Raw genomic sequence first — 24,669 nt, forward strand, 5'->3', positions numbered from 1 at the left:
CCCCCCCCCCCCCCCCCCCCCCCCCCCCCCCCCCCCGCGCCCGGACGGCGCGCTCGCGTGCTCAGCCGCGGCCGGCCTCCCGCAGCCAGGCGACCACCTCCGGCACCCCGTCCGCCAGCGGGGTCGCCGGACGCCACCCCAACGCGTCGGCGGCGCGTCCCACCCCCAGCGAGATCCGCCGGACCTCCCCGGCCAGGGCCGGTTCGTGGACGGGCGCCGACACCGTCCCGGCCTCCCGGGCGAGAGCGGCGTGGACGTCCAGCACCGAGGTCTCCACCCCGGTGCCGACGTTGATCAGCCCGCTGCCCCGGTCCAGGGCCCGGACGAAGGCGTCGGCGACGTCGTCGACGTACACGTAGTCCCGGGTGTTGAGCCCGTCACCGAAGACGACGCAGTCCCGCCCGGCGAGCAGGCGCTGCGCGAAGATGGCGATCACCCCGGCCTCACCCTGCGGGTTCTGCCGGGGCCCGTAGACGTTGCCGAGCGCGAGGGACACCTGGTCCAGGCCGTACTCCTCGGCGAACAGCCGCACGCACTCCGCGCCGTACTTCTTCGACAGGCCGTAGAAGGAGCGCGGCGCGAGCGGCGCGCTCTCCGTCAGGGGCAGCGTGCTCGGGTCGGGCTCGCCGTAGATGGTGCCGCCACTGGAGGCGAAGACCACCTTGCGGCTGCCGGCGTCCCGGGCGGCCGTCAGCACCCGCAGCAGCCCCGTGACGTTGCTGTGCGCGTCGAGCAGCGGATCGCGCATGGACACCGCCACCGAAGGCTGCGCCGCCAGATGCACGACCACCTCGGGCCGGGCCGAGCGGATGGCCTCGCCGGCCGCCTCGGAGGCGATGTCCAGCGCATGCAGGTCGGCCTCCGCGAACCCGAGGGCACGGGCGCGGTCGAGGTTGTGCAGCGCTCCGGTGGACAGGTCGTCGACCACGCTGACCCGGTGCCCCTCGACGAGCAGCCGGTCGACCACGTGCGAGCCGATGAAGCCGGCCCCGCCGGTGACGAGCACCCTCATGACGCCCCTTCCGTCCGGCCACCGGCCGAGGCCAGGAACGCGTCGACCTCCTCGGCGCACACCATCGCCTGCGCGATGGCCTCGTCCTGGTTGATGTACAGGTAGTTGGCCAGCCGCCCGCAGAAGAACACCGGCAGGGGCGCCGTCTCACGGATCTCCCGCTTGAGGGAGTCGTTGAGCCGCTCGTTGCGGGAGTCCACCGTCGGGACCGGGTAGTGCCGGTGCGGCGCCCCGGGGTACTCCTCGCTGACCACCGTCGCCCCGATCCGCTGCCCGGTGGCGTGCTTGGTCTCGATGGTGCGGGTGTAAGGCCGCCGCAGGGAGGGCCGGTTCACCTGGTAGCCGGGGGTGAGCGTGGCAGCGGGGTCGTCGACCGGGACGTACCGGGAGACCGTCCGGATCCCCCGCCACTCCAGGGAGCCGGGCCGCCCGGCGAAGTCGTCGAGCGCGGCGGTGACGACGACCGCCTGGTGCTCCCGAGCCAGCTCCTCCAGGTCGGTCAGCCCGAGGGTCGCCCCCACCGTCACCGGCACCGGGCGGGCGATCTGCTCGATGACCTCCTGGAAACCGCGCTCCGGGAAGAACTCCCAACGGTCCCGGAACAGACGGGTGTTGCCGTCGCTGCGCAGATCCAGCCGCTTCGGTGCGAAGTCCGCCGACAACTCGTGCGGTTCGCGGCCCCACTGCTTCACCGTGTACTCGCGGACGAACAGGCCGTACAGCGTCGGCCCCATCACCGACTCCGAGTACTCCTGGAAGTTGGCCGTCGACGGCGTGGCGGGAAGGTTCTCCAGCTCCTTCTCGATCCGCGGCCACAGCGGCAGCTCCCGCAACTGGTCGACCTGGGGCGGCCAGGCCAGATAGCGCGGCTCCTCCTCGTCCTCCAGGAAGATCTCGGTGAGCACCCGGTGCTCGAAGGGCCTGCCGATCGCGTACCGGCCGACGAACTCGGCGACCGCACTGTCGGAGGTGTGGAAGATGTGGGGCCCGTTCGGCTCGAAGACCACGCCGCCGAGCACCTCGGACCGCGAGTGCCCGCCGAGCTGCTGGTCCCGCTCGTACAGATGGACCCGGTACCCGCGGTCGAGCAGCAGCCGGGCGGCGGTACAGCCGCTCCAGCCGCCGCCCACGACAGCGACGCTGGGAGTGGTGGTCATCGGCGGGCACCTCCGGAAGCGGGGACGGCGGGGGAGTGCGGCGACGCCGCGGAGGCGGACGCCGCCGCGTCCGTCGGCGCTGGGGCGTGGTCGAACCACTCGACGGTGCGGCCGAGCCCCTCGGCCAGCGGGACCCTCGGGCGCCACCCCAGGACGGCCTCGGCCCGGGCGATGTCGGGCTTGCGACGACGCGGGTCGTCCGGGTGGTTCTCGACGAACTCCACGGTCGACAGCCCGCCCGTCAGCTCCACCACACGCCGGGCGAGGTCGAGGACGGTGATCTCGTCGGGACTGCCGATGTTGACCGGGCCGGCCTCCTCGCTCGCGGCCAGCGCCAGGAGCCCGGCGACGGTGTCGTCCACGTAGCACAGCGACCGGGTCTGGTGGCCGTCCCCCATGACGGGCAGCGGCCGACCGGCGAGCGCCCGGGTGATGAAGGTCGGGACGACCCGCCCGTCGTCGCCGCGCATTGCGGGGCCGTAGGAGTTGAAGATGCGCGCGATACCGGTGCCCAGCCCGAACTCCTTGCGGAAGGCGACGGTCATCGCCTCCGAGAAGCGCTTCGACTCGTCGTAGACCGATCGCGGCCCGACCGGGTTGACGTTCCCCCAGTAGTCCTCACGCTGGGGATGCACGTGCGGGTCGCCGTACACCTCGGAGGTGGAGGCGAGCACGAACCGCGCCCCCTTGTCACGGGCCAGACACAACAGGTGGTAGGTGCCGTGGCCGCCGCTGCGCAACGTCGCCACGGGCATCCGGAAGTAGTCCACCGGAGAGGCCGCGCACGCCAGATGGAGGACGAGGTCGACCTCGCCGGACACCGCCACCGGCTCGGTGACGTCGGCCTCGACGAAGGCGAAACCCGGCCGGGGGAGGAGGTCGGCGACGTTCTCCGTCCGCCCGGTGCTCAGGTTGTCGACGCAGACGACGTCGTCGCCCAGCGCCAGCAGCGCCCGGCACAGATGGGAGCCGAGGAAGCCCGCGCCGCCGGTCACCACCACACGGCGTGCCCCCGGCGGGGCACTTCTCGGTCGAGCCGCAGGGCTCATCAGGACCAACTCCTTAACGTCCGCTGTACGCGTGAGGGAAGGGGGACAGGGGCCGCCCCGGCGGGCCGCGGCGCCGCTCACCCGCCGCGAACGCCGCACCTCCGCCGCCGGACGGGCTCAGCCGAGAGCGCGGGCGCGGAAGCCCCGGATGCCCAGCGCCCCGGCGACGACCACGGAGAACACCAGCACCGTCAGCCCGATCGGCAACGGGATGTGGGGGGCGGCCGGCACCGTGACCGCGCGCAGCGACTCGCTGAGATAGGTCAGCGGGTTGAGCGCGCACAGCATCTGGAACCAGAGGGTGTCCGACAGCATCGGCCACGGGAACTGGATGGCTCCGGTGAAGGTCAGCGGCGTCACCGCGATGGCGAACCAGACCGCGATGTTGCGGGACTCCACCGCGGTCCCCAGCCACAGGCCGGCCGCGGCACCGCAGCACGCCCCGAGCACCACCAGCGGCAGCGCCGCAAGCATCTGACCCGGGGTCCACCACAGGTCCAGGACGAGGAAACCGATCGGCACGATGACCACCCCGGACAGCACCCCCCGCAGCGCACCGAACGCCATCTTCGCCAGGGCCACCGTGTAGAGGGGAGCCGGCAGCAGCAGCCGGTCCTCCAGTTCCCGCGTCACCGAGAAGTCGAAGACCAGGCCGAGCGCGGTGTTCTGCAACGCGCCGAGGAAGGTCGTCAGCGCCAGGATGCCCGGCAGCAGGATCGCGGCGTAGTCCTCCCGGACGTAGCCGATCTGGATCAGCACATGCCCCATGACCAGCAGCATGAAGAACGGCTGGACGACCGTCTGCGCCAGCACGCGCGGCACCTCGCGCACCATGACGAACAGGTCCCGCCACAGCGCGGCCCGGAACCCGTGCCACGCCCGGACCAACCGCCGCCCGCCCCCGGCCCGCTGCTCCGGTTCGGTGACCTGACCGCTCATCGGATCCCCCTGCCGGTCAGACCGATGAACACGTCCTCCAGGCTCGGCCGTCGCACCCCGACGTCGCGCACCTCGCAGCCGAGCCCTCCGATCACCTGCAGCACCGCGGCCAGCACGGGGGTCGGGTCCGCCTCGGTCCGCAGCCGGAACCGTGTCGGCGCACCGTCGTCCTCCTCGGAGCCGCCCGCCGTTCCGGTGCCCGTCCGCCCGCCGGAGGCCGGCTCGACCTGTTCGACGGACTCGACCCCGGGGCACTCGGCGAGCGCCTTCGCGAGCTGGCGAGCGCCCACCGTCCCGACGTCCACCGCGAGGTCCAGATGCGTGCCCTCGGGCAGGGAGGCCGTCAGCGCCGCCGGGGTGTCCAGGGCGATCAGCCGACCGCGGTCCATGATGCCCACGCGGTCGCACAGCCGTGCGGCCTCCTCCATGTCGTGCGTGGTGATGACCACCGTCACTCCCCGCTCGTGCAACTCGGTCAGCTTGTCGTAGACGAACAGCCGAGACTGGGGGTCCAGGCCGGTGGACGGCTCGTCGACGAAGAGCACCGACGGTTCGTGCAGCAGCGATCTGGCGATCTTGACGCGCTGCTGCTGGCCGCCCGACAGATGGTCGACGCGGTCCCCCGCCCGATCGGCGAGTCCCATCTCCTCCAGCAGCGCGTCCGCCCGGCGCCGGCGCTCCCGGCGCGGCAGCCCGTGGTACAGGCCGTGCATGACCAGGTTCTGGTGGACGCTCAGGCCGCGGTCCAGGTTGTTGTGCTGGCTGACCACGCCCAGCACCCGGCGCGCCTGAGCACCGTCGCGCATCAGGTCCACCCCGCCGACCCGTGCCTCGCCCCGGGTCGGGACGACCCGGGTGGTGAGCACCCCGATCGTGGTGGTCTTGCCCGCCCCGTTGGGGCCCAGGAGCCCGAAGACCTCCCCGCGGGGCACCGCGAACGACACCCCGTCCACCGCCGGACGGTCCCGCTTGGGGTACACCTTGACCAGGCCGCGCGCGGTCACGGCTCCGTCGTCCGCCGTCACGGTGGAACCTCCCGGCGGTTTGCCCTCAGGCGGCGCCACGGCGAAGCCTCCCGGTACCAGCAGCCAGCACCCGCATCCCTGATCCCTTCACCAGACACGTGGCCTGCCCGCAGGCTGCCGTCAGCGGCCCGCCACAGCCAGGGCGTGCCGCCATCCGCTGCTCATCAGGGAGTAATCCACGAGCCGCCCCGCTGGGGATTCCCCTAGGACCCGCCGCCCACAGCGGCCGTCCGCACCGCCGGCGGTGTCTGATGCGGAGGACCGAGACGGCGGACAGTGGGAGGTACCGGATGCTGGTTCGGGTGCTCGGCCCGGTCGAGGTCTCGCTGAGCGGGCCCCCGTTGCCGCTCGGCGGGCCGAAACACCGCGCCGTCCTGCGCTACCTGGCGCTGCGGGCCAACACGGTGGTCCCGGTGGACGACCTGCTGCGCGCCCTGTGGCAGGAGACGCTGCCCAGGACAGCCCGCAAGATGGTCCAGAACGTCGTCTCCGAACTCCGCGCCGCGCTGACCGCGCAGGAGTGGTACGACACGGCTCCGGCGCCGTCGGGCGGACCGGGGCGTGCGGCCGGAGCGGAGCCCGGCACCGGTACCGGCGCGCCGGCCGTCATCCTGCTCACCCACGGGTCGGGGTACGTCCTGAGGGTCGACCCCGACCAGGTGGACGCCCTGCGCTTCGAACGACTGGCCCGGGAAGGGCTGGCCCGGCTGCGCTCGGGCAGCTGCGCGCCGGGGCTGGCCCTCCTGCGAGAAGCCCTCGCCCTCTGGCCCACGACGGCCACCCGCCCCGCCGGCGGCACCGGCAGCCGACGGGACCCGTCGGACCGCTGGCCCGAGCGGCTCCGCGCGGTGGAGCTGCGCACCGATGCCGAACGCCACCTGGCGCCAGGCGACGGCACCGTCCTCGTCCTGACCACCGAGAGCACCGCCCTGCCCGGCCTCCTCCCCGCGGCAGCCGACGCCGAGTCGCGCTACGGCGCGGCGGCCCGCGCGATGACGGAACGCCACGGAGGCCGCCTCTGCGTCGAGTTCGGCTCGCTGCGAGCGGCGGTCTTCCCCGTCGACGGCACCACCCCCGCGGCCGAGCGGGCCTGCGCGGCCGCCGACGCCGTGCGCGGTGCCCTCACCGGGCCCGGCCCGGAGTCCGACCCCGCTCTGACGGCCGTGATCCTGCCCGGGCGCGCCGCCCCCGGCGACAGCTCCGGCGTCCCGGACCCGGCCCTGGACGAGGGCATCGCGCTCGTGAGCGCCGTGCAACCGGGCACCACCCACCTCCACCCGATGGCCCCCGCGGCCCCTGCCGCGCCGCCCGTGCCCCGCACCCCACCGGGAACGCCCGCCCCTCCCCGGCCCGGCCTCGACAGCGCTCCGCCGCCCCGCGAGCGGCAACCACGGTGACCACCCCCGGGCGCCCCGCCCCGCGCCCCGCCGACCGGTCGGACCGCCGGCGGCCACCGACCCAGACAACGCCCGCGACCTCAGGAGCGACGCCATGACCGTAGTGCGGATCCGCGGCCGGGCCCTGCCCGACGGCGAGCCCGTCGACCTCCGCTCCGACGGGGACCGCTGGGCCACCGGCCCCGCGCCCGGCGCGGAAACGGTGATCGAGGGCTGGTTGCTGCCGGGGCTGGTCGACGCCCACACCCACCCCGGCATCGCCGAGGGGAACGGCGCGCCGTTCGACACCGACCTGCTCCGCGCAGACCTGAACCGCCATCTCGACGCCGGGGTCACCGCCGTCCGGGTGCCGGGCCTGCCGGAGGACCCACCGAGCTGGTTCGGCACCGACCCCGCTCTCCCCAGGGGGTGGTGGGCCGGCCGCTGGATCACCCAGCACGGCCAGTACTTCGACGGCTGGGCGCGGCGGCTGGACCACGCGCAGATGGCCGAGGCCGCGGCCGAGCAGGCGCGGCGCTCCGGCTGGGTCAAGGTCGTCGCCGACTGGGTCCACGAGGGCAACGCGATCCCCGTCGACGTCCTCACGGCGATGGTCGAGGCGGTGCACGCAGCCGGTGGCCGAATCGCCGTCCACTCCATGCACGAGTCCGGTTGCGCGGCCGCCGTCGAAGCCGGCGTGGACTCGCTGGAACACGGCATGGGCCTGGACCCCCGTCTCCTGGCGCGGATGGCGGCGCAGGGCACCGCCCTCACCCCGACCCTCACCATGGTCCAGGCCCCCGCGGAGGACATCCGCGCCCACGCACCGCACGGCGCCCCGCGCGACTGGTACCTGCAGGGCGCGGACGCGCACCCCGAACTGGTGGTCCGGGCCGTGGAGGCCGGCGTCACCCTCCTGGCCGGAACGGACTCCCGGCCCCACGGCCGGATCGCCGACGAGATCCACTCACTGGTCCGGGCGGGCGTGCGCCCCCACGACGCGCTCGCCGCCGCGTCCTGGGCGGCACGGTCCTGGCTCGGCCTGCCCGGCCTGGTCCCCGGCGCCCCGGCCGACGCGGTGGTGTACGACACCGACCCGCGCACGGACCTGAGCGTCCTCGACCGCCCTGCCGCGGTCGTCCTGCGCGGCGCGGTCGTACGGACGGCGGTACCCCGCTGAGACCGACAGGGCCGCGCCGCGCGGCCCCACCGCGGAGCACGCACCCCTCCCCGCCCGCGACGATGACCGGACAGTTGACGCCCACCATTGCCGGGCCGCGAGACGCGCCCTGTCATAGGAGCATGACGCCTCCCGCGTACCAGACGACGCAGACGACGTGCACGAAGCAGACGACGCCGACCGTCACGAGGAGATCGGCGAAGCCCGCCGGGAGAACCGCCCTTCGCGCCCTGTTCACCGCGGCCTCGGCCGCCGTGCTGGCTCTCACGATGGCGGGGACGGCGACCGCCGCCCCCTACGCCGTGGCGGTCCGCGGCGTGTCGGTCGACGGCCAGCGGTACCTGCTGCGCGCGGCGGGCTCGGGCCTGGAACTGTCGGCCACCGGCGGCACGGTGAACATCGTGGGCAGCGGCTACAAGCCGGGCCAGGGCATCGACATCGCGATGTGCGCGATCCCCGACGGGGTCACCGTCGGCGACACCTCCACCTACACGCAGAAGCCCGCGCCGTGCCTGGAAGCGCCCGGGGCGACGTACAACACCTCCCGTGGGGACTTCGACGCCGCGCTCGCCCTGACACCGGAGATCGCGCCCGGCGTGGTCTGCGGGCAGACCGTGCGCTGCGCGGTCGTGACCAAGGCCGACGACTCGGCGCCCTCCCAGCGCCTCTTCGACCAGTACCTCAAGGTCAACTTCGGCTGACCCGAGCACAGCACCGCACCGGCCCCGCGCGCCGCTCCGGGGCAGCCCGGCGCGCGGGACCGCCACCCGCCGACCTCGCCCTCCCCTCCCCGGAGTGCCGGTCGGCGAGCGGGCGACCCGGACCCCGTGTCGAGCCCACGGGCCCGGCCACGGCCCCTGCCGCGCCGTCGGACCGTGCCCGGACACGACCGGTACGGAGGCGACACCGATCCCTGCCGCCGACCGCCTGCGACGCCACGGCGCGGGCCGTGCCAGGGGCCCCCGAAAGACTCTGAGAGGCAGGCGCCGTCATGGACAGGGGGGAGCTGATCGGCTCCGGCCGCAGCGCGGACGTTTTCGCCCTCGACCACGACTGGGTGCTGCGCCGCTACCGCGCGGATCACGACGCCACCCGCGAGGCCTCCGTCATGGCTCACCTGGCACAGCACGGCTACCCGGTGCCCCGAGTCCGGCAGCTCTCCCCGGAGAACCGGGAGCGGCTGCGGCGCACCGACCTCGTGCTGCAACGCCTCCACGGGCTGTCCATGCGTCAGGCACTCCGCCAGGGCGAGATCACCCCGGCCGAAGCCGGCGCCACCCTCGCCGACCTCCTGAGCCGCCTCCACCGCGTCCCGCCGCGGTCCCCCGACAGTCCCGGCGACCGCGTCCTCCACCTCGACCTGCATCCCGACAACGTCATGCTCACCGACGACGGCCCGGTGGTCATCGACTGGCACAACACCCTGGAGGGGCCGCCCGGCATCGACTGGGGCATGTCCGCCCTGATCCTGGCCGAGGTCGCGCTGCGCGCCGGTGACTGGACGGACAAGGCACGGGCGGCCCTCGCCGCCCTTCTGCGCCGGCAACGGCGGGTCGCCCCCGATGTCATGCTGGACGCCACCGGGGCCGGCTGGCTGTCCCAGGCCAGGGACTGGCGCGCGCTCGACCCGGCCACCGGCGAGGGCGGCGCTTCGGCCCTCGACGACGCGGTGCGCCTCGTCCTCGCCCTCCTCCCGCCCTCACCACCCTGACGGGTACAGCCCCGACACGACGACGCTGCTCCTCGGCGCCGTGACAGACCTCCTGTGACGTGCGTCGGCATCGGCGGACTCGCAGCGCGGGTGCTTCGGTGCGATACGCGGGTGCAGCCCAGCACCAGGCCTTCGCCCCCTGCTTTCGCGCCTCGCTATCGGCCGCACACGTCTCGGCAAGGACAATCCTCGCGTCAAACCCGCTCAAGCTGTCGGTGGAGGCAGCTGAGGGGCATGCTGGCTCACGAGGAAGGGGTAGGACACGGTGACGCAGATGGCCAGGCGGGTCGTTCTCCTGAGAGGGCTTCCTGGTTCCGGGGAAGACGACCACGGGCGCGCTGCGTCGAGAGGCACTGACTCCCTCGGTGCGTGTGAGTAATGATGCGTTGCGCTATCTCGCCAAGCCGCGCGATGTCTCCCGCATGGCGCTGGAGACATCGGAACGTGCGTGTGTCGACCTTGCTCTCTCCTATGCGCGCGGTGGCTTTACGGCGGTGATCGATGGTGTCTCTTTCGATCCGGATTTCGTGGACTCGATGTGCCTGGAGATGGCGAGGTCCGGAGTTCGTCCGGACGTCTTCACGCTGGACGTGGGCCTTGGGGACCTGCTCGACAGGAATGCGAGCAGAACCGAATCCGCTCAGGTCCCGACGGATCGCATCCGCGAACTCCATGGTCGGTTCGAGCCGTGCGGCACCATGCTGTCGGTGCGGGACATGCCTCCCGAGGAGGTCGCGGCCGACATCCGGGACATCGTGGAGTCCCGTGACACCGAGGGCGGGACCGGGGAGCCGGACCAGGGCGTGCGGGTGCTGTTCCTGCGCCACGGCGAGCCCGACTACCCGTACGGGCAGTACCCGGACCCCAGGAGAGTACCGCTGTCGGCGCGGGGCCGGGCGCAGGCCCTCGCGGCGCGGCCCGCCGTCGAGAGGTTCGCACCGACCGCCGTGTACGCCTCGGACACGGCACACGCGCTCCAGACAGCACAGATCGCCTGCGCCTCCTGTGACGCCACGATCGAGGCGGCCCCCGCTCTGCGGGAACGCTGTTGCCCCTCGCCGGTCGGATTCCCCATCGCCGAGGTGCACCGTGTGACCGGGGGAGGAGGAGACGAAGTCCCCGGCGACAGCGACCTTCGGTCGCCTGCCGGTGAGGGAACGCTCGACGCCGCGGTGGCGCGCGTGGGCGGCTTCCTCGACGACGTGGTGGCGCGCGGCGCCGGGCAGCGGGTGCCCGTCGTGGGCCACCGCGGGCCACACGCCTGGACGATCTCCCGACTGCTCGGGGCGCCCGTGCAGGTCGACCGGGCCCTGGATCTCGGGCACGCGGCCTTCTCCCTGTTCTCCTTCGCCCCCAACGACCGAGGGAAGATCGACTTCATCAACCGTGAGTCGTCCGGCGTGGGGTGGTCGCCCCTGAGGACGGACGTCGCATGAAGCCGGTCGCAGTCAGGACCGAACCCCTCGGGTTCGGTCCTGCCGCCAAGGCACGGGCGGTCGCCAACGAGGCGCGTCGCTACCACGTCGGCGCGGTCGACTTCCACAGGCCACGTGCGATCTCTCGGTCCGGGGTCCGTGTGGTGAGAGTCAGCCCGGCCGGCTCGGTTGTTGCGCTCATGGCTGGTCGGTGACTGTTCGCGGGAGGCGGCCCGCTGACACGAGGTGAGAGATGGTGCGTGAAACTGCCCTCACAGTGCATTACCGCGCAGAGTCTGGCGCTGCCTCAGCCTTGAGAGCTCTGCCGTGGGCGCCGCTCGTGAATCGCTGCGGTGAGGGACCGCCCGGGGCGCCGGTCGAACGTAACCCCGAACGGCCCCTCACGGCGTTCGTCAGCGGCCCGCAACGCCGTCGATGAACCGGGCCCAGCTCTCCCGACCGAACGCGACCACCGGCCCGCCGGGGTCTTTGGAGTCCCGCACCCCGACCGCCGCCTCGCTCAGCGCCACCTCAGCGCAGTACGAGTCGTGCGGCTGCGAGTAGCTGCTGGTGCGGAACTCCGCACCCTCGAACCGCTCCGCTCTGCCCATCACGGTCTCCTCACTCTCGGCCCGCCCCCGTCCCTTCGATGATGCCCACTCCGGTCGCACCTCAGCTCCTCCAGGACGGCCCGCTGCTGCTCGGTCGCTGCCGTGCGGGGCGGGGCTCAGCCCTGGTGGTAGTCGGCGAGGAAGGCCCCGATGCGGGTGATGGCGTGGTCGAGATCGCGGACGTGGGGGAGGGTGAGGATGCGGAAGTGGTCCGGGCGCGGCCAGTTGAAACCGGTGCCTTGGACGACCTGGATCTTCTCGGCTCGCAGGAGGTCCAGGACGAACTTCTCGTCGTCGTGGATGCGGTGGACCTTGGGGTCCAAGTGAGCGAAGGCGTAGAGCGCGCCCTTGGGCTTGACGCAGCTGACGCCGGGGATCTCGTTGAGCTTCTCCCAGGCGAGGTCGCGCTGTTCGTGCAGCCGGCCACCGGGCAGGACCAGGTCCTGAATCGTCTGCCGGCCCCCGAGCGCGGCCTGGATGGCGTGCTGACCGGCGGTGTTCGGACACAGCCGCATCGAGGCGAGTGTGGTGAGTCCTTCGAGGTAGTCGGTGGCGTGCTGCCGCGGACCGGAAACGACCAACCACCCGGCGCGAAAGCCCGCCACGCGGTAGGACTTCGACAGGCCGTTGAACGTCAGGCAGACCAGGTCCGGCGCCAACGCCGCGCAGGAGTGGTGCACGGCATCGTCGTAGAGGATCTTGTCGTAGATCTCATCGGCGAAGACCATCAGACTGTGCCGCCGCGCCAGGTCCAAGATCCCCTCCAGCACCTCCCGCGGGTAGACGGCCCCGGTGGGGTTGTTCGGGTTGATGACCACCACGGCCTTGGTCCGGTCGGTGATCTTCGCGGCCATGTCATCGAGATCGGGCAACCACTCCGCACCCTCGTCGCACACGTAGTGCACCGCCGTACCGCCGGCCATCGTCGTCACCGCCGTCCACAACGGAAAGTCCGGCGCCGGGATCAGAACCTCGTCACCGTCATCGACCAGAGCCTGCACCGCCATGGTGATCAGCTCCGACGCCCCGTTCCCCAGGAACACGTCATCCACCCCGACATCCACCAGCCCCCGCTCCTGGTAGTGCTGCGCCACGGCCCGCCGGGCGGGCAGAATCCCGCGCGCCTCGGTGTAGCCGTGCGCCAGCGGAAGACTGCGGATGATGTCCTGCAGAATCTCCTCCGGCGCCTCGAACCCGAACTGCGCCGGATTGCCGGTATTCAGCCGCATCACACTGTGCCCGGCCTCCTCCAGCATGTTCGCCTGCTCGATCACCGGCCCCCGGATCTCGTAACAGACGTTCCTGAGCTTGCTCGGCTGACGAAACTCCACGCGCTGTCCTCCCTGTGCACAGACCCACTCATCACATTCGTGACGCTTCAGACACGGTTCTACCAACCACAGACCGCCACCCCCACCGCAACGCGACCACGTCCGCATCGCTCCCACGTCTTCCTCAAGGCCGTCACTCGTGGCGGCCTGTCGGCAGGCCTGTCAGTCCGTCGATGAGACGGGCCCAGCCCGTCCGCTCGAACGCGACCGTCGTTCCGCCGGTGACTCTGGAGTCCCGTACCCCGACCGCCTCGCTCAGCGCTACCTCGGCGCAGCACGAGCCGTGCGGCTGCGAGTGGCTGCTGGTGCGGTACTCCGCACCCTCGAACCGTTCCGCTCTGCCCACCGCGGTCTCCCTCACCCTCCAGTGGCTACCGCCCGTCGATGACGCTCCTCGCTGTCACCGCGCAGCTCCAGCAGACTGTCCCGCGTTCCAGCTTCAGGGGCGCCGCGGTCGGTGTTCACTTCGCCTCACCACGCCACCGCTCCGGCGCCGCCACACTCGCGTATCGGGATGGTAGGCGCCGAGGAGGCGCTTGCGGTCGGCCAGGCCCCGTTCCCCTCAGGTCATGGCCGCCGGTGCGCCCGGCCGACCAGTAGGAGCCGGCGAGGTTTGCGCGGGCGGTGAGGGCGTGTATCCGGATGGCGGTGGGCCCGTTGCCGCGGTTTCGGTCGATGGGACCGTACCGGTGGAGGACAGTGACCGCCTCCCGCGCGTCCTGCTCGCTGCCGGGCTCACCGTCAGGGCTGCGGAAGAGGCCGAAGGAGGGACGAGGTGGAGGTCGCCGTCGCCGCCGACGGAGTCGAGCTGCGGGCCGCGATCAGCCGCGAACTGGACAATCTGCGCACGATGACATGAGTGCTGTGGGCTCGTCGACCGCTGGAGAAGCACGGTGAGATGAAGGCAGGGCCGGAAAGGACCCTCCACCGTGCTGTCGCTGGCGCGGCGACATCACCTGCCTCCCGACCGACGAAGGATGGCTCTACCTGGCCACCGTCATCGACATCGCGTCCCACCGATTGGTCGGCTGGGCAACCGTCGATCACCTGCGGCCGACCTGGTGAACGACGCCCTAAAGCCGCCTGCCGCCAACGTCGTCCTATCTATCCCGGTGATCTTCCACTCGGATTGCGGACGTCAATGCACCAGGCGACAGGTCGCTGGCCCGGACGCGGCGTTCCAAGTCCAGCTGTCGGCCGACCGCACCGGACAGTACTGGGACAACGCGCGCTTGTGAGTCGTTCTTCGCCACCATCAAGCGCGAGCTCTGTGAGATCACCATCTGGCCAACGGGAAGACTATCGCCCGTGCCGCAATATTCGCCTCCATGGAGAGCTGGTGAACGACGCACCATCTGCACGACAGCCTGGGCTACGCAGTCCTGCCGACTACGAGAGCTATCACAGCCTGAGCGCCACACCGATAGTGTCCGTCAAAGCGGAACGAGCTCAGTCAACCCCGATACGCAAGGACATCAGCGTGGGCTCGGGCAGGGCGACCGCCGCCCCGCCTTCGTCCCCGCCTGCTGGACTGCTGCGCGATACGCTGGGCGCCCTGAGGGGGCGTTACGGGCCGCGCTGTGGTGGTGGGTGGCGTCAGTTGGTGGTGGGGAGGGGGAGTTCGGTCAGGAGCTGTCGGACGTGGTGTTCGATCTGGTCGCGGATGGTGCGGACGGTCTGGATGCCGGCTCCTGCGGGGTCGGGCAGGTCCCAGTCGAGGTACCGCTTGCCGGGGAAGACCGGGCAGGCGTCGCCGCAGCCCATGGTGATGACGTAGTCCGAGGCATGCACGGTGTCGGTGGTGAGGAGCTTCGGGGCGGCGGTGGAGATGTCGATGCCGACCTCCTGCATGGCCTGCACCGCGACGGGGTTGACCTGCCCGGCGGGCAGGGAGCCGGCGGAGCGGACCTCGATACGGTCGCCCGCGAGGTGGGTGAGGAAGGCGGCGGCCATCTGGGAGCGGCCTGCGTTGTGGACGCAGACGAACAGCACGGACGCCGGGGCTGCGGTGGTGGGGTCAGACACGGGCGTTCTCCGTGGTGGGTGCGGTTGGCGCGTGTCCGGCGCCGTCAGCGGGTGGGAAGCGGTGGCGCAGCGCGAGGGCGAGGTAGACCAGGGCGATGAGGACGGGGACCTCGATGAGGGGGCCGACGACGCCGGCGAGGGCCTGGCCGCTGGTGGCGCCGAAGGTCGCGATGGTGACGGCGATGGCGAGTTCGAAGTTGTTGCCTGCGGCGGTGAAGGCGAGGGTGGTGGCCCGGGGGTAGTCCAGGCCGGCGGCGCGTCCTGCGGCCATTGCTCCGGCCCACATGAGGAGGAAGTAGACCAGGAGCGGCAGCGCGATCCGCGCGACGTCGAAGGAGCGGGAGGTGATGGCCTCGCCCTGGAGGGCGAAGAGCAGCACGATGGTGAACAGCAGCCCGTACAGGGCGAAGGGGCTGATGCGGGGGAGGAACCAGTCTTCGTACCAGGTGCGGCCCCGGGTCTTCTCGCCGAGTCGGCGGCTGGCCCAGCCGGCGGCCAGGGGGATGCCGAGGAAGATCAGGACGCTGCGGGCGATCTCCCACATCGAGACGTCCAGAGTGGTCTGCTCCAGGCCGAGCCAGCCGGGCAGGACGGTGAGGTAGAACCAGCCCAGCGCGGCGAAGGCGACGATCTGGAAGAGGCTGTTGAGGGCGACCAGGACGGCGGCGGCCTCCCGGTCCCCGCAGGCGAGGTCGTTCCAGATGATGACCATGGCGATGCAGCGGGCGAGTCCGACGATGATCAGGCCGGTGCGGTACTCGGGAAGGTCGGGCAGGAACAGCCACGCCAGCGCGAACATCAACGCCGGTCCGAGAAGCCAGTTCAGCGCAAGGGACAGCGCCAGCAGCCGGCGGTCGCCGGTGACCGCGCCCAGCCGGTCGTAGCGGACCTTGGCCAGCGGCGGGTACATCATCACCAGCAGTCCCAGCGCGATCGGCAAGGACACCTCCGCGACGGTCACCCGCGCCAGCGCCTCACCCAGGCCCGGGACCGCGCGGCCCAGGGCGAGGCCGGCGGCCATGGCCGCCAGGATCCACACCGCCAGCCACCGGTCGGTGAACGACAGCGCCCCGCGCGGCCCCGGTACGGCGGTTCCGGTCGCGCTCACCGGGCGGCCGCGGCGGTGTCGGCGGGCGGCGCGCCGGCCGGGCGGGTCAGGACGCGGGCCAGGCGGTCGGTCGCCGCCGGCAGCAGCCAGTAGTAGACCCAGGTCCCGCGGCGCTCGCAGTCGATGAGTCCGGCCTGCCGCAGCAGTTTCAGGTGGTGGGAGATGGTCGGCTGGGAGAGGTCGAAGGCGGGGGTCAGGTCGCACACGCACACCTCGCCGCCGGACCGCGAGGCGATCATCGACAGCAACCGCAGGCGGACCGGGTCGCCCAGGGCCTTGAACACCTTTGCCACGGCCTCGGCCTGCTCCTCGTCCAGTGGGGCGGTCAGCAGCGCGGGGCAGCACTCCGCGATGTCCTGGCCCACAACCGGAAGCTCTTGTTTCGACATGCTTCTATCTTGACGTTCATCGATTCAAGGCGCAAGCTTGCATCGATAAACGCCAATACAAGCAGCCCGGAGGTCCCACCATGTCCCGCATCCAACTCGCACTCCGCGTCCCTGACCTCGAGGCCTCCATCACCTTCTACACCGCACTCCTCGGCACCCCACCCGCCAAACGCCGCCCCGGCTACGCCAACTTCGCCCTCACCGAACCCTCACTCAAGCTCGTCCTCCTCGAAGGCGAACCCACCACCGACACCCACCTCGACCACCTCGGCATCGAAGTCGACGCCACCGACACCGTCACCGCCGCTACCACCCGACTCACCGAAGCCGGCCTCGCCACCTTCGAAGAGAACGACACCACCTGCTGCTACGCCCTCCAGGACAAGGTCTGGGTCCACGGCCCCGGCAAGGAGCCCTGGGAGGTCTACGTCGTCAAGGCCGACGCCGACACCCTGGGCAAGAGCGGCACCACCAACACCCTCGACCCCAGCCCCTGTTGCCCCACCTGACCCCGCACGGCCCCGGCGCCAACCCGCCGGGGCCCACCCTCGCCACACCCGCCACTTTCACCGGCTCACCGAACGGGCCCGGCCGGGTCGGCCGCGGGAGCCTCGCCGAGCCGGGCGTCGGCACCGCCGCGGGCGCCGGTCCGACCACCGCGGCCCGCCCGTCCGGCCCCGGTGGCCGCAGCGCGTGGCTGCGGTGCGACGTACGCGCTACGGGAGCAGTGTTGTAGCCATGGTTGAACCTACTGACGACCTGACCGGCCGCGCGGTGCGCTCCGCGGTGCGGGCTCTCTCTCGGGGAGCCCTCGCAGGCAGGCCAGGGGCTGGAGTTCGAAGTCTGGAGGGCGCGTCACCCTGCGGGGGGCGAGGTCGCGCTCCGGGTGCCGAAGCACGAGATCGACTCCAACGCGAACGACCCCTGGGTGGAGACCGCGGGAACTGCTTCGGCAGGAGGCGCGGGTCTACCGCCACCTCGCGTCCTCGGCTGTCCCGGTACCGCGGCTTGTCGATCTGCTGCACCTGGAACTGGACGTCCTGGTGTGCGAGTTCATGGAGGCCGATGGAACCGTCGCCCGGTCGCAGGAGCTGGGCGGGATCATCGCGGCTCTGCACCAACTGCCTGCCCCGGGCGGTCTCCCCCTCGAACACGGCCCCGACGCGTTCCCGTCCGTCCTCGCCGAGCGGATCGCTCGCCGCTGGTCCACCCTGGACGTGCCGGCGACCCCACGGCAGGAACTGCCCACCGCTCCGCACCCCGCGCTGCTGACAGCGGCACCACCGGACCTGACAACGCCCTCGCTCCTGCACTTGGACGTCCGGGCCTCCAACACCATCGTCCGCGACGGCCGCATCACGGCACTGGTCGACTGGTCGAACTCCCTGATCGGCGACCCTGCCCTGGAACTGGCCCGCATTCACGAGAACGCCCGGCTACCGGAGAACGGCATCGACTTCCCGGACCTCCTACGCGGCTACGCAGCAGTGCGCCCGCTGCCACGACGCACCGCTGAATGCTGGCGCCTGTACCTGCTGGACGCGGCTGTCATGCTCGCGGTGGTGTTCACCAGCGAGGCACCCGACGCCGAACGGGGCCCGCTGCTGGTACGCCGCGTCGCGGAACTGGCCGGCGCGGACCTGGCGCGAGTCGTCCACCCGGCGTTGCGGACGGCAATGCTGTGACAGCGACGCGCGGCCCGGGCAGCGGGCCCTAGGCGGTTTTGTTTGGATCATCGGGCGGGCCAGAGGAAGATGCCGGCGATGTGGAGTCCGGCCAGGAGGATGGTGGCGGTCTTCTCGTAGCGGGTGGCGATGCCTCGCCATTGTTTGAGGCGGTTGATGCACCGTTCGACGGTGTGCGCTGCTTGTAGGTCTCGCGGTCGAAGACTGGCGGTCTGCCGCCTCGGTTCCCCCGGCGGAGCCGGTGGTGGCGCTGGTCTGCGGGGACGGGGACCACGGCCCGGATGCCGCGCTTGCGCAGGTGCTCCCGGATCGCGCGTGAGGAGTAGGCCTTGTCGGCCAGGACCGCATGCGGCCGGGTGCGAGGTCGTCCTCGCGGGCGGGGAACGCGCAGGCGGGCCATGACCTGGGTGAAGGCGGGGGCGTCGCCGGCCTGTCCGGCGGTGAGGACGAACGCGAGGGGTCGGCAGCGGTCGTCGGCGGCGAGGTGGGTCTTGGTGGTCAGTCCGCCGCGGGAACGGCTGATGGCGTGGTCGGAGGGTTCGCCGGCCGGGGCCCCTTTTTTGCGGGCTCCGGCCGCGTGCTGGTCCGGTGGCGGTGGTCACCCACGCCGCCCCGTTCACCTACCGCGACGGCGATCCGGTGTTGGAGGATCGGGTGACGGGCCCGAGTACCCGCCTCCGGGCCTCGGGGCCGGTGCGGGTGGTCTCCATACGTGGCGTGGACGCTGCGCACCTGATGTTGACCGACGCCGATCTCTCAGGCTGCCGGTTCGCCGGCGCGTTCCACCTGGACCAGCTCGGGCTTGAGGGAGAGACCACGTTCGCGCTCACACCCGCCGGCCGGAGGGCCGGGGCGCGGCGGTGGGTGCGGTTCACCAAGCGCCGTGTGCTGGCCGAGGAGCACCACTGGCGCGCACACAGGGCCGGACAAGCACCTCAGGCGGCGGGGGAGGAGCACGACCCGGAGCTGTGGCGTTCGGGCCCGGACCACGACACCCCCTCCACGATTCGCCAGCCGGCTGCGGTCGCGGCGGTGTATCGGCAGTTGCGGAAGGCGTTCGAGGACGGGAAGGACTCCCCGGGGGCTGCGGATTTCTACTACGGCGAGTGCGAGATGCGCCGGAAGGCCGCAGCGACGTCGAAGGGGGAGCGGTTCCTGCTGTGGGCCTACTGGGCCCTGTCCGGCTACGGGCTACGGGCTGCGGGCCTCGCGGGCGTTCGGCTGGCTAGCGGCGACGATGGCCCTGACCGTCGCCTTGCTGATGGGCTTCGGCCTCCCCGCTCAGGACCCGGCGCCGACGACAACGGGCACGGTCCAGGGAGAGAAGGTCGACCTGACCACGAAGAACCCCGACCCCGTCCTGAACACCGCGATGACCGACCGGGCATCCTGGGACCGGGCGGAGAAAGCCACCCGCGTGGCCGTGAACTCCGTCGTATTCCGCTCCTCCGGACAGAATCTCACCACCCCCGGCACCTACATCGAGATGGCCTCCCGCCTCTTCGAACCCACCCTCCTCGCCCTCGGCATCCTCGCGATCCGCGGCCGCATCAAACGCTAACCACCCCCGCAGCCACGGCGGCGGGAGGCACCAGCCCGATGCCCTCCCGCCACCGTGGCCCTGCCGCGGCCCTCCTGCCGACCACGGCGGCCTACACCCCAGGTCGTCCAGGACGGCGCGCTGCTCTTCGTGAGACCGGCCTTACGGGTACGGGTGTTGCTGCGCCAGATGCCGACGTTTGACGACAACGTGCTCGCCGTCGGTGACGATGGCTGTCCGCCCCGTGCTGCGTTGGTCCGGGATGGAAACGTGATGCAAGGTGTCATGGCGCGCCGCTAGGGTCGCGTCCATGTCGACGCCAGCTTCGCCGCTGTCTGCTTATCCCTTGCTGAATGTGCAGGGGGCCTTGACCCCGAATCCTGAACACGGGGAAGCCGCGTCCAGCCTCCGTGCCTGCGCGCCGCCACCGCATCCCGGCCGGCCGCCCGAGCGCCGCCGCTGGTGTCCACCAGATCGACCCGTCGCTGCGCCCCGGCCCGCCCGCCACCCACTTCCGGCCGCCTTGCTGCGCTCGGGCGGTCCGACCCGCCGGCCCGTCCGGGTCTTTGGAGTCCCGCACTCCGACTGCCTCGCCCAGCGCCACCTCAGCGCAGCACGCGTCCGACGGCTGGGCGTAGTTGCTGGTGCGGAACTCCGCACCCGCGAACCGCTCCTCTCTGCCCATGGTCGGCCTCCCCCACCCTCGACTGTTCTGTCCCCGGAATGATGCCCACCCGGCCGCACCCGCTGGCTCCTGCAGGACGGTCGGAGAGGCTGGCTTTCCGGCCAGCAGCAGGTCGGCCACGAGTGAGACAGCTCCCTGGCCATCTACACGCACGTCAGCGACGACTCCATGAACACTTCCCTGCACAAGGCACTGGCCCCGGCGCTCGCCGGCCTCTGACGAGGAAGGACCGACATGAACGAAGCAGTCAGAACCGAGATTCTGGCGGAACTCGACGCGCTACGGCGCGCGAGCGGTGTCGCCGCCGACCACGCCGACCTGGTGCGCGAGTACTCGGCGGATGGCTCGGAGTGCCGGATCGTCTTCGCCGACCTGGCGGACGGCGAGGTCGCGGAACTGGTCCGAGGAGAGCGGGAGCTCGCCCGGTCCGGCGCCTACACCCTGGAGTGGAAAGTCTACGGCCACGACAGGCAGCAGGGCCTGGCTGCCGCGCTCGAAGCAGCGGGCTTCGAGCCTGAGGAGGAGGAGCAGGTGCTGATGCTCCCGGTCGCCGAGGCGTCAGCGGCCCTCCTCGACACTTCGGACTACGAGGTGCGGCAGGTGACCGATGACGCCGAGCTCGACGACTACGCCGAGATCTCCCGCCAAACCGGTCGGCGTAACGCGGACGAGGAGCGTCGGCAACTGGCTCGACTGCTCGAAGAGCAGCCTGACGCGATGAGCGTGCACATCGCCTACGCCCAGGGCGAGCCGGTCTCCTGCGGACGGGTGTACTTCCAGGCTGGCAGCCCATTCGCCGAGCTGGCGGGCGCCCGGACCAAGACCACCCACCGTCGACGGGGCTTCTTCACCGCAGTGGTCGGTTCCCGGCTGCGGCAGGCCAGGGAGCGCGGCTGCCGGCTGCTGGTCACCGATGCGCTGCCCACCTCCGAACCAATCCTGCGCAAGCGCGGCTTCGAGGTGGTCACATTCACCCGGCCGTACATCTTCGTGTGATCTCTCGGTTCGGTGTCAGTGGTGGTAACAGTCAGCTGGGCTGGCTCGGTTGTTGCGCTACGAGGCTGTTCAGTGGATGTTCTCGGGCGGTGGTCCGCTGACATGGGGTGAGAGGTTGCGGCGCGGACTCGCTGTCATGGCGCGTTACTGCGCAGGGTCTGGCGCTGTCACGACCTTGAGAGTTCTGAGTCACCAGCCTCACCACCGTGCCGGGCCCGCCGCCGTCCCGGGCCCGCGTTCCACCGGGCCCCGCCCGAACGGTTCCGGCCCGCGTGCTTCCCCGGCGCCAGCGCCTCGGTGCTGCGCGATACCGGCGAGGAGCTCCCCGCCGTCCCGGCCCGGGGAACTGTGCCGCCCCCGCTGCTGCGCCCGGCCTCGGGCCCGCCCGCCGGGCCTGCCTGCTGCTCGACGTCGGCGGGGAGCTGAACTCCTCGTCGGGCGCCGCCCCGGTGCTCACTCCGGTTACACCCCCAGCTCGTCCAGGACAGCCCGCTGCTGGTCGGTGAGGCCGGCTTTGCGTGCGCGGGTGTTGGCGCGCCACACACCGAGTTTCACGGTCACTTCTTGGCCGTCGATGGTGATGGTTTCGGTGGCGGTGCGGCCGGGTGGGGTGTCGCCCTCCCGCTCCCGCCACGCCCGCATCGCCGCCACGCCCTTCTCAAAGGCCGTCAGGCGGCGTTGTGCGGGCACCGGACCCGCCGCCGGGGCATCCGGGCCGCGGTGTAGCCCCAGCGCCTCCAGGCGGTCACGTTGGCCGTCCTGCAGGCCGTCCCACACGGTCGGTTCGGTCTGCTTCGCCGCCCAGCGGCCGACGTCCATCCCGTTGACGGTCACCCCCGGCGGGACGGCGGCCGCGGCGGTGTCGGTGGGTTCGTCGCCGATGAGGAGTCGGAGCGCGGCGTGGTGGCGTTGCCACGCGGCTGGCCACGGCGCGTTCCAGTCGGGGTCGATCGCCGCGAGCTGGTCCTGGCGCGCTTGGGTGAGGGCTCCGGGGCGCCGCGCGTTGGACAGGAACTGCCCCACGGGCTTCTCCAGCGCGACGGCGGTCCGCGGCGCCGCCAACGTTCCGTGGTCTTCGTAGTAGGCGTGGGCGGCGGCGAGGTTGGCCTGCCATTGGGCGTCGGGGGCGTCCCAGATCATCCCGAGCGCCTCCAGCTTCGCTGCGCGTTGTCCGTTCATGAGTCCGGCGGCGTAGGTGCGGCGTTGTTCGGCGATGAACCGCCCGAGCGGGTAGGCGCCGGTCTCCTCGATGTGGCCGTAGGGGACGAGGGCGTGGCCTTCGCGGTCGACGTACTCCCGCAGCGCGTGGTGGCCGCGCTGCCAGTCCTCGCGGTCGACGTCGATGACGTTGTACCGGATGTAGTCCGCGACCACCTCGGGGTCCCGCTGGGTGGAGAAGCGGAGGATCAACCGCGGATCGACCCCCTCGGCACCCTCCGGCGGCGCCTCACCGATGAGCGACGGATCGGGAGGCACACCGGGACCATGTTGCGGCAGAGCGATGGTTTCCACGGCCCGGTAGTCGTGCGCACGCAGCGCACGAAGAACACGCGTCAGCGGCTTGAAAGCCCCCGAGAACCGCATTGTCTCCAGATCCTCGCCGGGATTCAGGAATACGGGCACGATCAGCGAGGCGAGTTTCCCTTGCCGGGGCTTTTGTCGCAGGGCCCGGCCGATGGCTTGGACGATGTCGTGAGGGGCGCCTTTGGGGTCGATCAGGGCGACGGAGTCGACGTGTGGGGCGTCGATGCCTTCGCCCATGACGCGGCAGTTCCCGAGGACTGCCGGCAGCGCGGTGGCCCCGAGTTCCCGGAGTACCTTCCGGCGGTGGTGGGCCTCGTGCTCACCGGAGAGCCAGCCCGTCCACAGCGTCTCGGGGAACCGCTCGGGCTCGCGGTCATGGAGCCGGCGGACGACCCGCGGCAGCCCCTCCGTGAACGCTTCGGCTTCCCGCGTCCGGTGGTGAAAGGTGATGGTCGACTTCAGCCCGTGGTCGGCCATGGTCCGCATGAGCCCGGCCTGGAGGACCGCCATGCGCTGCCCCCGCACCTCGTTCGACAGCCGATCCTGCGAGGTGAGCTTCTCCGGGGTGACGACCGGGTCGGTCACCTCCATCACGATCACCTGGTACCGGGCCAGGAGCCCTCGCGAGACCGCCTCGGAGAGCGGGAGGTCGAACAGGACCGGGCCGAAGACGGGGGAGTCCATGGAGGCCGCCAGTTCCTCCCGGTACGGCGCCCGCCGTCCCGACTCCACATCGGGGTTCGGCCGCTCCTGCCAGATCCGCGGCGTCGCCGTCATGTAGAGCCGCCGGACAGCGGGAACGAGGTCCTGGTCGTGGACATCGGTCCACGCCTTCCCCAAGCTGCCGCTGACTCGGTGGGCCTCATCGACCACCAGGAGGTCGACGGGTTCCAGGCGCTGGCCGTAGGAGCCGGTGAACGCATCCGCCAGGACCGGCAGGGAGGCGTAGGTTGCGTAGATCGTCACCGGCCCCTGCCCGTGCCACAGAGCGAGCTGCACCGGGTTGGTGGTGGCGCGGATGTCCATCGACCACAGCGCCGCGTCATCCGTCAGCGAGCACACCGCGACCGACGGGCCGGTGTGCCCGAGGTCCTGCCATTCGCGCGCGGTCTGCGTCAGCAGATCCAGCGTCGGGATCATCACGATGGTCCGGCCTCTCGGCACCAGGCGCCGGGCAGCGGCCGCCGCCATCGTGGTCTTCCCGGTCCCGCACGCCGAATGCACCTGACCCCGAATACCCGCAGCAGGAATACCCCCTGACGGGATATCAAGACCCCGAACAATGGCGTCCACGGCCTCAATCTGATGCGGATGAAGCGTCCGAGCACCGAATTTCACGAACCCGCCCTTTCACGGATTACCGGGACCGGACGGCCCGCCCGGTGGTAGCACAGCAACCCAAAGTCTACACAGTCGTGCCACGTGATGAGACGTGATGATGCACACTGATCCGGCCAACCCCCGCCCCTCCCCGAAGACGCGCGGCGCCGCCCCGAGCACCCCGCACCCCACCCTCGAACCGTGCCTTCCGGCACCGCCACCGGCGAGCTCCGACGAGGACCCCGGGCCGGGGCACCTCGTCCACCCCCAGAACTCACGCGCCCGAGCCCGCCGGCATCCGACCCGGCCGCCCCCGGCGGTAGGGCCGGAACCCAAAGCTCACACAGGCCAGGCGCGTGATGCACCGCCAGCCCCCACCCTCGCAGCCCGCTGCTTTTCAGGGTCGGAGCGCAGCGCCGACCCCCGGCCCGAAAGGCGCGCAGCGCCCGGGCCGCCCCGGTGCCCGAAGCGCAGCGAAGGGCACCGCGCATCCGCGCAGCGGATGCAGCTCCGCAACGCGGAGCGCGGGCCGCGCAGCGGCCCGAAGCGAGGCGCGCAGCGCCTCGCCTTCCCCAGCGCGAAGCGCTGGGG

22 protein-coding genes and 2 pseudogenes are annotated in these 24,669 nt (G+C 71.8%); 10 read left to right on the top strand and 14 right to left on the bottom strand.

Annotated elements, in window-relative coordinates:
* Nucleotides 1–61: 61 nt before the first annotated feature.
* The 5 genes from HCN52_RS08780 to HCN52_RS08800 form a co-directional block, all read right to left on the bottom strand.
* Entirely contained in the window at nt 62–1,012 is a 951-nt protein-coding gene (locus tag HCN52_RS08780; protein WP_168087819.1) for an NAD-dependent epimerase/dehydratase family protein, read from the bottom strand.
* Entirely contained in the window at nt 1,009–2,169 is a 1,161-nt protein-coding gene (locus HCN52_RS08785) for an FAD-dependent oxidoreductase (protein WP_168087820.1), read from the bottom strand. The genes HCN52_RS08780 and HCN52_RS08785 overlap by 4 nt, the downstream gene beginning before the upstream one ends.
* On the bottom strand, nt 2,166–3,218 hold the full coding sequence (locus HCN52_RS08790; protein WP_168087821.1) for an NAD-dependent epimerase/dehydratase family protein: 1,053 nt from the start codon (nt 3,216–3,218) through the stop codon (nt 2,166–2,168). The genes HCN52_RS08785 and HCN52_RS08790 overlap by 4 nt, the downstream gene beginning before the upstream one ends.
* Nucleotides 3,219–3,335: 117 nt before the next feature.
* Nucleotides 3,336–4,157 (bottom strand): ABC transporter permease, encoded by an 822-nt coding sequence (locus tag HCN52_RS08795; protein WP_168087822.1) that lies wholly within the window; start codon nt 4,155–4,157, stop codon nt 3,336–3,338.
* Nucleotides 4,154–5,182 (bottom strand): ABC transporter ATP-binding protein, encoded by a 1,029-nt coding sequence (locus HCN52_RS08800; protein WP_312876612.1) that lies wholly within the window; start codon nt 5,180–5,182, stop codon nt 4,154–4,156. Before HCN52_RS08800 ends, HCN52_RS08795 begins: the two co-directional genes overlap by 4 nt.
* A gap of 290 nt (nt 5,183–5,472) precedes the next feature.
* Between HCN52_RS08800 and HCN52_RS08805 the strand changes: the two genes are divergently transcribed.
* From HCN52_RS08805 to HCN52_RS08825, 5 genes are all read left to right on the top strand, one after another.
* Nucleotides 5,473–6,579, top strand: a complete 1,107-nt coding sequence (locus HCN52_RS08805) for an AfsR/SARP family transcriptional regulator (RefSeq protein WP_168087823.1) — start codon at nt 5,473–5,475, stop codon at nt 6,577–6,579.
* Nucleotides 6,580–6,673: 94 nt separating this feature from the next.
* The gene (locus HCN52_RS08810) at nt 6,674–7,738 is read left to right on the top strand and encodes an amidohydrolase family protein (RefSeq protein WP_168087824.1); all 1,065 of its coding nucleotides are present in this window, start codon (nt 6,674–6,676) and stop codon (nt 7,736–7,738) included.
* A 122-nt stretch (nt 7,739–7,860) separates the two neighbouring features.
* Nucleotides 7,861–8,439: a hypothetical protein gene (locus HCN52_RS08815; RefSeq protein ID WP_245174984.1), complete on the top strand. Its 579-nt coding sequence runs from the start codon at nt 7,861–7,863 to the stop codon at nt 8,437–8,439.
* Between the two features lie 290 nt (nt 8,440–8,729).
* Nucleotides 8,730–9,449: a phosphotransferase gene (locus tag HCN52_RS08820; protein WP_168087825.1), complete on the top strand. Its 720-nt coding sequence runs from the start codon at nt 8,730–8,732 to the stop codon at nt 9,447–9,449.
* Between the two features lie 371 nt (nt 9,450–9,820).
* Complete coding sequence (locus tag HCN52_RS08825) at nt 9,821–10,885, top strand: histidine phosphatase family protein (protein ID WP_168087826.1); 1,065 nt, start codon at nt 9,821–9,823, stop codon at nt 10,883–10,885.
* A 392-nt stretch (nt 10,886–11,277) separates the two neighbouring features.
* Here the strand turns inward: HCN52_RS08825 and HCN52_RS08830 are convergent, their stop codons facing one another.
* The 3 genes from HCN52_RS08830 to HCN52_RS25310 all read right to left on the bottom strand — a co-directional run bounded on the left by HCN52_RS08830 (nt 11,278) and on the right by HCN52_RS25310 (nt 13,152).
* Nucleotides 11,278–11,475: a DUF397 domain-containing protein gene (locus tag HCN52_RS08830; RefSeq protein WP_168087827.1), complete on the bottom strand. Its 198-nt coding sequence runs from the start codon at nt 11,473–11,475 to the stop codon at nt 11,278–11,280.
* Nucleotides 11,476–11,591: 116 nt separating this feature from the next.
* A complete protein-coding gene (locus tag HCN52_RS08835) occupies nt 11,592–12,806 on the bottom strand; it encodes a pyridoxal phosphate-dependent aminotransferase (protein WP_168087828.1) in 1,215 nt (404 codons plus the stop codon).
* Between the two features lie 133 nt (nt 12,807–12,939).
* On the bottom strand, nt 12,940–13,152 hold the full coding sequence (locus HCN52_RS25310) for a DUF397 domain-containing protein (protein ID WP_168087829.1): 213 nt from the start codon (nt 13,150–13,152) through the stop codon (nt 12,940–12,942).
* Between the two features lie 602 nt (nt 13,153–13,754).
* Between HCN52_RS25310 and HCN52_RS26370 the strand changes: the two are divergent.
* Nucleotides 13,755–13,871: pseudogene (locus HCN52_RS26370) on the top strand (hypothetical protein); the annotation flags it as partial.
* 531 nt (nt 13,872–14,402) lie between these two features.
* Here the strand turns inward: HCN52_RS26370 and HCN52_RS08845 are convergent.
* Genes HCN52_RS08845 through HCN52_RS08855 form a run of 3 tightly spaced genes read right to left on the bottom strand, consistent with a single transcriptional unit; the run spans nt 14,403 to nt 16,328 of the window.
* The gene (locus HCN52_RS08845) at nt 14,403–14,831 is read right to left on the bottom strand and encodes an arsenate reductase ArsC (protein ID WP_168087830.1); all 429 of its coding nucleotides are present in this window, start codon (nt 14,829–14,831) and stop codon (nt 14,403–14,405) included.
* Complete coding sequence (gene arsB, locus HCN52_RS08850) at nt 14,824–15,939, bottom strand: ACR3 family arsenite efflux transporter (RefSeq protein ID WP_312876613.1); 1,116 nt, start codon at nt 15,937–15,939, stop codon at nt 14,824–14,826. The genes HCN52_RS08845 and arsB overlap by 8 nt, the downstream gene beginning before the upstream one ends.
* Complete coding sequence (locus tag HCN52_RS08855; RefSeq protein WP_168087831.1) at nt 15,936–16,328, bottom strand: ArsR/SmtB family transcription factor; 393 nt, start codon at nt 16,326–16,328, stop codon at nt 15,936–15,938. Before HCN52_RS08855 ends, arsB begins: the two co-directional genes overlap by 4 nt.
* A gap of 80 nt (nt 16,329–16,408) precedes the next feature.
* On the opposite strand from HCN52_RS08855, the gene HCN52_RS08860 reads away from it, so the two are divergent.
* Nucleotides 16,409–16,837 carry an ArsI/CadI family heavy metal resistance metalloenzyme gene (locus HCN52_RS08860; RefSeq protein ID WP_168087832.1) on the top strand — a complete coding sequence of 143 codons (429 nt, stop codon included), beginning with the start codon at nt 16,409–16,411 and terminating at the stop codon, nt 16,835–16,837.
* A 351-nt stretch (nt 16,838–17,188) separates the two neighbouring features.
* Nucleotides 17,189–18,013 (top strand): phosphotransferase family protein, encoded by an 825-nt coding sequence (locus HCN52_RS08865; RefSeq protein WP_168087838.1) that lies wholly within the window; start codon nt 17,189–17,191, stop codon nt 18,011–18,013.
* A 47-nt stretch (nt 18,014–18,060) separates the two neighbouring features.
* Here the strand turns inward: HCN52_RS08865 and HCN52_RS08870 are convergent.
* Nucleotides 18,061–18,536 (bottom strand): annotated as a pseudogene (locus tag HCN52_RS08870) (IS5 family transposase); the annotation flags it as partial.
* 714 nt (nt 18,537–19,250) lie between these two features.
* Here HCN52_RS08870 and HCN52_RS26145 point away from each other — a divergent pair.
* Entirely contained in the window at nt 19,251–19,574 is a 324-nt protein-coding gene (locus tag HCN52_RS26145) for a hypothetical protein (protein ID WP_312876614.1), read from the top strand.
* Nucleotides 19,575–19,836: 262 nt separating this feature from the next.
* On the opposite strand, the gene HCN52_RS26375 is transcribed toward HCN52_RS26145, so the two are convergent.
* Nucleotides 19,837–20,238, bottom strand: coding sequence for a DUF397 domain-containing protein (locus HCN52_RS26375; RefSeq protein ID WP_168087833.1), 402 nt, complete (start codon nt 20,236–20,238; stop codon nt 19,837–19,839).
* A 234-nt stretch (nt 20,239–20,472) separates the two neighbouring features.
* Here HCN52_RS26375 and HCN52_RS08885 point away from each other — a divergent pair, with 234 nt between their 5' ends.
* Nucleotides 20,473–21,234, top strand: a complete 762-nt coding sequence (locus tag HCN52_RS08885; RefSeq protein ID WP_209314325.1) for a GNAT family N-acetyltransferase — start codon at nt 20,473–20,475, stop codon at nt 21,232–21,234.
* 462 nt (nt 21,235–21,696) lie between these two features.
* Here the strand turns inward: HCN52_RS08885 and HCN52_RS08890 are convergent, their stop codons facing one another.
* Nucleotides 21,697–24,096, bottom strand: a complete 2,400-nt coding sequence (locus tag HCN52_RS08890; RefSeq protein WP_168087834.1) for a DEAD/DEAH box helicase — start codon at nt 24,094–24,096, stop codon at nt 21,697–21,699.
* Nucleotides 24,097–24,669: the final 573 nt, after the last annotated feature.

This window comes from Streptomyces bohaiensis (genome assembly GCF_012033785.1).
Taxonomy (GTDB): Bacteria; Actinomycetota; Actinomycetes; order Streptomycetales; family Streptomycetaceae; genus Streptomyces; species Streptomyces bohaiensis.

What these genes read in the sequence shown, in the direction of transcription:
- HCN52_RS08780 (WP_168087819.1), bottom strand. Translation starts at nt 1,012, where the DNA reads ATGAGGGTGCTCGTCACCGGCGGGGCCGGCTTCATCGGCTCGCACGTG.
- HCN52_RS08785 (WP_168087820.1), bottom strand. Translation starts at nt 2,169, where the DNA reads ATGACCACCACTCCCAGCGTCGCTGTCGTGGGCGGCGGCTGGAGCGGC.
- HCN52_RS08790 (WP_168087821.1), bottom strand. Translation starts at nt 3,218, where the DNA reads ATGAGCCCTGCGGCTCGACCGAGAAGTGCCCCGCCGGGGGCACGCCGT.
- HCN52_RS08795 (WP_168087822.1), bottom strand. Translation starts at nt 4,157, where the DNA reads ATGAGCGGTCAGGTCACCGAACCGGAGCAGCGGGCCGGGGGCGGGCGG.
- HCN52_RS08805 (WP_168087823.1), top strand. Translation starts at nt 5,473, where the DNA reads ATGCTGGTTCGGGTGCTCGGCCCGGTCGAGGTCTCGCTGAGCGGGCCC.
- HCN52_RS08810 (WP_168087824.1), top strand. Translation starts at nt 6,674, where the DNA reads ATGACCGTAGTGCGGATCCGCGGCCGGGCCCTGCCCGACGGCGAGCCC.
- HCN52_RS08815 (WP_245174984.1), top strand. Translation starts at nt 7,861, where the DNA reads ATGACGCCTCCCGCGTACCAGACGACGCAGACGACGTGCACGAAGCAG.
- HCN52_RS08820 (WP_168087825.1), top strand. Translation starts at nt 8,730, where the DNA reads ATGGACAGGGGGGAGCTGATCGGCTCCGGCCGCAGCGCGGACGTTTTC.
- HCN52_RS08830 (WP_168087827.1), bottom strand. Translation starts at nt 11,475, where the DNA reads ATGGGCAGAGCGGAGCGGTTCGAGGGTGCGGAGTTCCGCACCAGCAGC.
- HCN52_RS08855 (WP_168087831.1), bottom strand. Translation starts at nt 16,328, where the DNA reads ATGTCGAAACAAGAGCTTCCGGTTGTGGGCCAGGACATCGCGGAGTGC.
- HCN52_RS08860 (WP_168087832.1), top strand. Translation starts at nt 16,409, where the DNA reads ATGTCCCGCATCCAACTCGCACTCCGCGTCCCTGACCTCGAGGCCTCC.
- HCN52_RS26145 (WP_312876614.1), top strand. Translation starts at nt 19,251, where the DNA reads ATGGCCCTGACCGTCGCCTTGCTGATGGGCTTCGGCCTCCCCGCTCAG.
- HCN52_RS26375 (WP_168087833.1), bottom strand. Translation starts at nt 20,238, where the DNA reads ATGGGCAGAGAGGAGCGGTTCGCGGGTGCGGAGTTCCGCACCAGCAAC.
- HCN52_RS08885 (WP_209314325.1), top strand. Translation starts at nt 20,473, where the DNA reads ATGAACGAAGCAGTCAGAACCGAGATTCTGGCGGAACTCGACGCGCTA.